The organism is Klebsiella sp. MS 92-3, assembly GCF_000195655.1.
Classification (GTDB): Bacteria; Pseudomonadota; Gammaproteobacteria; order Enterobacterales; family Enterobacteriaceae; genus Klebsiella; species Klebsiella pneumoniae.
Genome location: NZ_GL882855.1, coordinates 29,128 through 36,502 on the forward strand (window position 1 = coordinate 29,128; position 7,375 = coordinate 36,502).

A 7,375-nucleotide genomic window follows, 5' to 3' on the forward strand; every position below is an offset into this window, starting at 1 on the left:
CCCCCCCCCCGCGCCCCCCCCGCCCCCCCCCCCGGCGCCCTGCCGGTGCCGACCGAGCTGGCGGAAGCCTGCGCCCACGCCGTGATCAACAGCGGTATCGACCTGGCGGTGTCGTACAACATGCAGGTGGACCACGGCTTCGCCCAGCCGCTGGAGTTTCTGCTGGGTGGCCTGGACCGCGTACCGGTGCTGCCGGTGTTTATTAACGGCGTCGCCGCGCCGCTGCCGGGTTTTCAACGCACCCGGCTGCTGGGCGAGGCGATGGGCCGCTTCCTCAACACCCTCAATAAGCGGGTGCTGATCCTCGGCTCGGGCGGACTCTCGCACCAGCCGCCGGTGCCGGAGCTGGCGAAGGCCGACGCCCATCTGCGTGACCGTCTGCTCGGCGGCGGCAAACAGCTGCCGCCGGACGAACGTGCGCTGCGCCAGCAGCGGGTGATCAGCGCCGCCCGACGGTTTACCGAAGACCCGCACTCGCTCCATCCCCTCAACCCGGTCTGGGACAACCGCTTTATGAGCCTGCTGGAGCAGGGGCGGCTGAGCGAACTGGACGCGATCGGCAATGACGAGCTGTCGGCGATGGCCGGCAAATCGACGCACGAAATTAAGACCTGGGTGGCCGCTTTTGCCGCGCTATCCGCTTTTGGCCGCTGGCGCAGTGAAGGCCGCTATTACCGGCCGATCCCCGAGTGGATCGCCGGATTCGGCTCGCTGAGCGCCACCACCGAGATTTGATTAACCGGGAGACTAACATGAGCTATCAACCGCAAACTGAAGCCGCCACCAGCCGATTCCTCAATGTCAACGAGGGGGGCCGCACGCTGCGTATCCATATCAATGACTGCGGCGACGGGAAAGAGACCGTGGTCATGCTGCACGGCTCCGGGCCGGGGGCCACCGGCTGGGCCAACTTCAGCCGCAATATTGACCCGCTGGTCGAGGCGGGCTATCGCGTGCTGCTCCTCGACTGTCCGGGGTGGGGCAAAAGCGATGCTATCGTCAACAGCGGCTCGCGTTCGGATCTCAACGCCCGCATTCTGAAAAGCGTGGTCGATCAGCTGGGGATCGATAAAGTCCATCTGCTGGGCAACTCGATGGGCGGCCATAGCGCGGTGGCCTTCACCTTGAGCTGGCCGGAGCGGGTGGCTAAGCTGGTGCTGATGGGCGGGGGGACCGGCGGCATGAGCCTGTTCACGCCGATGCCGACCGAGGGCATCAAGCTGCTGAACGCCCTGTACCGCGAGCCGACCATTGAAAACCTCAAAAAGATGATGAGCATCTTCGTCTTCGACACCCGCGACCTCACCGAGGCGCTGTTCGAGGCGCGTCTCAACAATATGCTGTCACGCCGCGACCATCTGGACAACTTCGTCAAGAGCCTGGAAGCCAACCCGAAGCAGTTTCCTGACTTTGGCCCGCGGCTGGGCGAAATCAGCGCGCCAACTCTGATCGTCTGGGGACGCAATGACCGCTTCGTGCCGATGGACGCCGGGTTGCGCCTGCTCGCCGGGATCGCCGGTTCGGAACTGCATATTTACCGCGACTGCGGCCACTGGGCGCAGTGGGAACATGCCGACAGTTTTAATCAGCTGGTGCTCAATTTCCTCGCACGGGCTTAAGGAGTAAATGATGACTTTTTCTCTTGACGCGCTGGCCCGGCAGCTCCGCGACGCGGAACAGAGCGGCCAGGCGATCGCCCCGCTGCGCGATATTCTCGGCGTCGACAATGCCGACGCCGCCTATGCCATCCAGCGTCTGAACGTCCAGCACCACGTGGCCCATGGCCGGCGGGTGGTGGGCCGCAAAGTGGGCCTGACCCATCCCAAAGTGCAGCAGCAGCTGGGCGTCAATCAGCCGGACTTCGGCACCCTGTTTGCCGACATGTGCTACGGCGACAACGCCGAGGTGCCGTTTGGCCGCGTGCTGCAGCCGAAGGTGGAGGCCGAGATCGCCCTGGTGCTGAAGCAGGATCTGCCGCATGCCGATACCACTTTTGATGAACTGTATAACGCCATCGAATGGGTATTGCCGGCGCTGGAGGTGGTGGGCAGCCGCATTCGCGACTGGTCAATCGGCTTTGTCGACACCGTCGCCGATAACGCCTCCTGCGGCCTGTACGTCATTGGCGGCCCGGCGCAGCGTCCGGCGGGACTGGATCTGAAGCAGTGCGCCATGCACATGACCCGCAACCAGGAGCTGGTCTCCAGCGGCCGCGGCAGCGAGTGTTTGGGGCATCCGCTGAACGCCGCAGTCTGGCTGGCGCGCAAGCTGGCGAGTCTCGGCGAACCGCTGCGGGCCGGGGATATCGTGCTGACCGGGGCGTTAGGCCCGATGGTGACGATTAACGAGGGGGACAGCTTTGTCGCCCATATCGAAGGTATTGGCTCAGTCGCGGCACGCTTCGTTGCCGCCGGAGAAGGAGATCGTGATGCGTAAACGTAAAGTCGCCATTATCGGCTCCGGGAATATCGGCACCGATTTAATGATTAAAATCCTGCGCCACGGCCAGCATCTGGAGATGGCGGTGATGGTCGGCATCGACCCGCAGTCGGATGGCCTGGCCCGCGCCCGGCGCCTGGGCGTTGCGACCACTCACGAAGGGGTGGGCGGCCTGATGCAGATGGCGGAATTTGCCGACATCGATTTTGTTTTTGACGCCACCAGCGCCGGGGCGCACATCAAAAACGATGCCGCGCTGCGCGAAGCGAAGCCGGGGATCCGCGTTATCGACCTGACGCCGGCGGCGATTGGCCCGTACTGCGTACCGGTGGTCAACCTCGCGGACAATCTCCATCAGGGCAACGTCAATATGGTGACCTGCGGCGGGCAAGCGACCATCCCGATGATCGCCGCGGTCTCGCGAGTGGCGAAGGTGCATTACGCGGAGATTGTGGCCTCGATCGCCAGCCAATCCGCCGGGCCGGGCACGCGGGCCAATATTGACGAATTCACCGAAACCACCTCGCAGGCGATTGAAAAAGTCGGCGGGGCGGGCAAGGGCAAAGCGATTATTGTACTGAACCCGGCGGAGCCGCCGCTGATGATGCGCGATACCGTCTACATCCTGAGCGAGCTGGCGTCGCAGGAGGCGATTGCCGCCTCGATCGCCGAAATGGCGGCGGCAGTGCAGGCTTACGTCCCGGGCTACCGGCTGAAGCAGCAGGTTCAGTTTGAGGTTATCCCCGAGGACAGGCCGGTCAACCTGCCCGGCGTCGGCTGTTTTTCCGGCCTGAAAACCGCGGTGTACCTCGAAGTGGAAGGGGCGGCGCACTATCTGCCAGCGTACGCGGGCAACCTCGATATTATGACCTCGGCGGCGCTGGCGACGGCGGAGCAAATGGCCGGGGCAATGCACAGCGCGGCGGGAGCGACAGCATGAACGGTAAAAAACTTTATATCTCGGACGTGACGCTGCGCGATGGTATGCACGCCATTCGTCACCAGTATTCCCTGGCGCAGGTGCAGCAGATCGCCAGCGCACTGGATAAGGCCGGGGTCGACTCCATCGAAGTGGCCCATGGCGATGGCCTGCAGGGATCCAGCTTCAACTATGGCTTTGGCGCCCACAGCGACATCGCCTGGATTGAAGCGGCAGCGGATGTCGTGAGCCAGGCGAAAATCGCCACCTTACTGCTGCCGGGCATCGGCACGCTGCACGATCTGAAAGCAGCGTATCAGGCCGGGGCGCGGGTGGTGCGGGTCGCCACCCACTGTAGCGAAGCGGACGTCGCCGCGCAGCATATTGCCTTTGCCCGCGAGCTGGGGATGGACACCGTCGGTTTTCTGATGATGAGCCATATGATCTCCCCGCAGGCGCTGGCGCAGCAGGCGCTGAAGATGGAATCTTATGGCGCGACCTGTATCTATGTGGTGGATTCCGGCGGGGCGATGAACATGAACGACATTCGCGACCGCTTCCGCGCCCTGAAGGCGGTGCTGAAGCCGGAGACCGCCACCGGGATGCATGCCCATCATAATCTGAGCCTCGGGGTGGCGAACTCGATCGTCGCGGTGGAAGAGGGGTGCGATCGCATTGACGCCAGCCTGGCCGGGATGGGGGCGGGGGCGGGCAATGCGCCGCTGGAGGTGTTTATTGCCGCCGCCGACAAGCTAGGCTGGCAGCATGGCACCGATCTCTACGCCCTGATGAACGCGGCCGATGAGCTGGTGCGGCCGCTGCAGGATCGCCCGGTGCGTGTCGACCGCGAAACGCTGGCGCTGGGCTACGCCGGAGTCTACTCCAGCTTCCTGCGCCACAGCGAAGCGGCGGCCAAGCGCTATGGCCTCAGCGCGGTGGATATTCTCGTCGAGCTGGGCAAGCGGCGGATGGTCGGCGGCCAGGAGGATATGATCGTCGACGTCGCGCTGGATCTGCTTAACCGCAATAAATAACTAAGAACGTGCGGCTGACAAAGCATCAGCCGCCAGTCACCTGCTCCGTTTGTTCGGCTATCGCCAAGGTACCCTATGACCAAGATAACGACTGCAACCCCCTCGCGCCTGGTGGTCACCATCGGGCTCTGTTTTATGGTGGCCCTGATGGAAGGGCTGGATCTGCAGGCGGCGGGGATCGCCGCCGTCGGCATGGCGCAGGCCTTTGCGCTGGATAAAATGCAGATGGGCTGGATCTTCAGCGCCGGGATCCTCGGCCTGCTGCCCGGCGCGCTGGTGGGCGGCATGCTGGCGGACCGCCACGGGCGTAAGCGCATTCTGTTGGGGTCGGTGCTGCTGTTTGGCCTGTTCTCGCTGGCCACCGCGCTGGCATGGAGCTTCCCGACGCTGCTGCTGGCGCGCCTGCTCACCGGCGTCGGGCTCGGGGCGGCATTGCCGAACCTGATTGCCTTAACCTCGGAAGCCGCTGGCTCACGTTTCCGCGGCCGGGCGGTAAGCCTGATGTACTGCGGCGTACCCATTGGCGCCGCGCTGGCGGTAGCGCTGGGCTTTTCCGGTCTCGCCGCGGCCTGGCAGATTATTTTCTGGATTGGCGGCGTGGTCCCGCTGCTGCTGATCCCGTTGCTGATGCGCTGGCTGCCGGAGTCGCAGGCGTTTCAGCGCGCGGAGGCCAGCGTGCCGCTGCGCACCCTGTTTGCCCCGGGCCAGGCCGCCGCTACGCTGCTGCTGTGGCTGGGTTATTTTTTCACCCTGCTGGTGGTCTATATGCTGATCAACTGGCTGCCGATGCTGCTGGTGGGCCAGGGATTCCGCGCCAGCCAGGCGGCGGGGGTGATGTTCTCTCTGCAGATCGGCGCCGCCTGCGGCACGCTGCTGCTGGGGGCGCTAATGGATAAGCTCACCCCGCTGCGGATGTCGCTCCTGATCTACAGCGGCATTCTGGCGTCGCTGCTGGCGCTGGGCAGCGCGTCGTCGCTGACTGGCATGCTGCTGGCGGGGTTTGTCGCCGGGCTGTTCGCCACCGGCGGGCAAAGTGTGCTTTACGCTCTGGCGCCGCTTTTTTATCCCGCGGCCATCCGCGCCACCGGGGTGGGCACCGCCGTGGCGGTGGGGCGTCTTGGGGCGATGAGCGGTCCGCTGCTGGCCGGCAAGATGCTGGCCCTCGGCACCGGCACCGTCGGGGTGATGGCGGCCTCGGCGCCGGGCATTGTGCTGGCCGGCGTGGCGGTGTTCTGGCTGATGCATCGCCAGCAGCGCGCGGCCATGGTCTGATATGCATCCGGCGGTCTGGTAAAAAAATGCCGGGCCGCCGCCTTGCCTGTCCGCGTCCCCTGGCCTAAGGTAAGACATCATTCCCTGACGCTTATCGTCCCTATGGCTTACACCTCCCGTTTGCTCAATGCGATCCCTGGCATCCGCCACGCTTTTCTCGATGTCCATGAAACCGCCGCCTTTCCCTATGCCGAGCTGGCTCCGGTGAAGCTGGTGCATGGTAATGAGGTTCATCATTATCAGCAGCCGCTGCCGACGCGCCCGCACGCCGACGCGGTGTTTACCGCGGTAGCCGGGCAAAAGGTGGGGGTGGTGACCGCCGACTGTCTGCCGCTGCTGATCGCCTCGCGCGACGGTCGCTACGTCTGCAGCGTGCATGCCGGCTGGCAGGGGCTGGTCAGCGGTATTGTCGACAACAGTCTGGCCTGTTTTCGCCAGCAGGGGGTGGCATTGGCCGATCTGGTCATCGCCGTGGGGCCGCATATTCACCCCTGCTGTTACGAAGTCTCCGCCGGATTCTATCAGCAACTGCTGGACCAGCCCGGCGGTGACCGGGTGGCCCGCCATCGCCAGCGGCTGTTCCATTCCCGTTCGGGCCCGGTCAGCGATCCGCTCAAAGCCGCCGCACGTGGCTGCGATAATCTGTGGTTTGATCTGCGCGCCTTTGCCGAAGCGATCTTCGCAGAGGCGGGGGTGGCGCCGGCGAGCGTTGAATGGCTGGGGAGTTGTACCTACTGCACCCCGCAGTCGCTGGGCTCCTACCGGCGCCGGACCCATTTTCCGGCGCCGAAGAGCTTTCAGTATTCGTGGATCATGCGCGAAGCCTGAGGCGGGCTCGCGCTAGAGCACCCGAAAACCGTGGGTGCCGTCGCGGGCCAGCTGATCCACCAGGCCATACTCCCACTCCAGATAGGCCTGCATGGCCTCGGCGGAATTATCGGTTCCTTCGTACGGACGACGATAGCGGTCACGGCGCTCGACGGCGAGGCCGCTGTCGCCATGCGCCAGCGGCAGACCGGCGGCGATCCACGCCAGCGTCCCGCCGGTAAGCAACTGCACCGGTTTACCGGTCAAGGCCGCCACCTCCGGCACCGCGTAGCGGGCCAGCAGACTGCTGCCGCAGGTCACCACGTAACGTTGGGCGGGAGGGATTGCTTCCAGGGCCTGGCGCAGCTGCGAGCGCGTTAGCCACCACGCGCCGGGGATATGGCGAGCGACAAAGTTGGCGCTGGTGGTAAAATCGAGCACCACCGTACCGGGTTCTTCCAGCTGTTGCGCCAGCTGCGCCGGGCTTATCTCCTCCGCCTGCGGGCCGGGCGGCACCTCGGCGGCTGGCACCCCGCGTTCGCTCAACTGGCTGGTCGACAGCGCGCTCAGCCGCGCCGTCTCCCAGCCCATCTGCGCCAGCCACGAGCCGGTTATCGCCGCCCGGATGCCATCGTCATCCAGCAGCACAATGCGCGCCCCTCGTACGCTGGCGAAGTGGTCGGTCTCCTGCACCAGCTGGCCGCCTGGCGCGCTCAGGCTGCCGGGATAGTGACCCGCCGCGTACTCTTCGGGGCTGCGGACATCAAACAGGAAGGTGGTGCGGTCGCTCTGCTGCTGCCAGCGTTGCAGCGTGGCCTCATCGATGACCGCCACCCCGGCCCGTTCGGCAAAATGCGCCACCTCAGCGGCCCGGGCGCCCCGGGGGGGGGGGGGGGGGGGGGGG

At 65.2% G+C, this 7,375-nt stretch carries 8 protein-coding genes; 7 read left to right on the top strand and 1 reads right to left on the bottom strand.

All coding sequences use genetic code 11. From position 1 onward, the window contains the following. The 7 genes from mhpB to HMPREF9538_RS04410 form a co-directional block, all read left to right on the top strand. Positions 1–735: 2,3-dihydroxyphenylpropionate/2,3-dihydroxicinnamic acid 1,2-dioxygenase (gene mhpB / locus HMPREF9538_RS04440; RefSeq protein WP_009486091.1), on the top strand; the 735-nt coding region annotated here is incomplete at its 5' end. Positions 736–752: 17 nt separating this feature from the next. Beyond that, on the top strand, positions 753–1,619 hold the full coding sequence (gene mhpC, locus HMPREF9538_RS04435; RefSeq protein ID WP_009486092.1) for a 2-hydroxy-6-oxonona-2,4-dienedioate hydrolase: 867 nt from the start codon (positions 753–755) through the stop codon (positions 1,617–1,619). A 10-nt stretch (positions 1,620–1,629) separates the two neighbouring features. After that, the gene (gene mhpD, locus HMPREF9538_RS04430; protein WP_002908598.1) at positions 1,630–2,436 is read left to right on the top strand and encodes a 2-keto-4-pentenoate hydratase; all 807 of its coding nucleotides are present in this window, start codon (positions 1,630–1,632) and stop codon (positions 2,434–2,436) included. Then, positions 2,429–3,379, top strand: a complete 951-nt coding sequence (gene mhpF / locus HMPREF9538_RS04425; RefSeq protein ID WP_004189514.1) for an acetaldehyde dehydrogenase — start codon at positions 2,429–2,431, stop codon at positions 3,377–3,379. The genes mhpD and mhpF overlap by 8 nt, the downstream gene beginning before the upstream one ends. Further along, positions 3,376–4,392: a 4-hydroxy-2-oxovalerate aldolase gene (gene mhpE, locus HMPREF9538_RS04420; protein WP_004180340.1), complete on the top strand. Its 1,017-nt coding sequence runs from the start codon at positions 3,376–3,378 to the stop codon at positions 4,390–4,392. The genes mhpF and mhpE overlap by 4 nt, the downstream gene beginning before the upstream one ends. Before the next feature lie 75 nt (positions 4,393–4,467). Next, a complete protein-coding gene (mhpT, locus tag HMPREF9538_RS04415) occupies positions 4,468–5,664 on the top strand; it encodes a 3-(3-hydroxy-phenyl)propionate transporter MhpT (RefSeq protein ID WP_009486093.1) in 1,197 nt (398 codons plus the stop codon). Between the two features lie 102 nt (positions 5,665–5,766). Then, positions 5,767–6,492 (top strand): polyphenol oxidase family protein, encoded by a 726-nt coding sequence (locus HMPREF9538_RS04410; protein ID WP_004891241.1) that lies wholly within the window; start codon positions 5,767–5,769, stop codon positions 6,490–6,492. Positions 6,493–6,504: 12 nt separating this feature from the next. On the opposite strand, the gene HMPREF9538_RS04405 is transcribed toward HMPREF9538_RS04410, so the two are convergent. Then, positions 6,505–7,375 (bottom strand): rhodanese-like domain-containing protein (locus HMPREF9538_RS04405; RefSeq protein WP_009486094.1); only part of this gene is annotated, 871 nt, incomplete at its 5' end.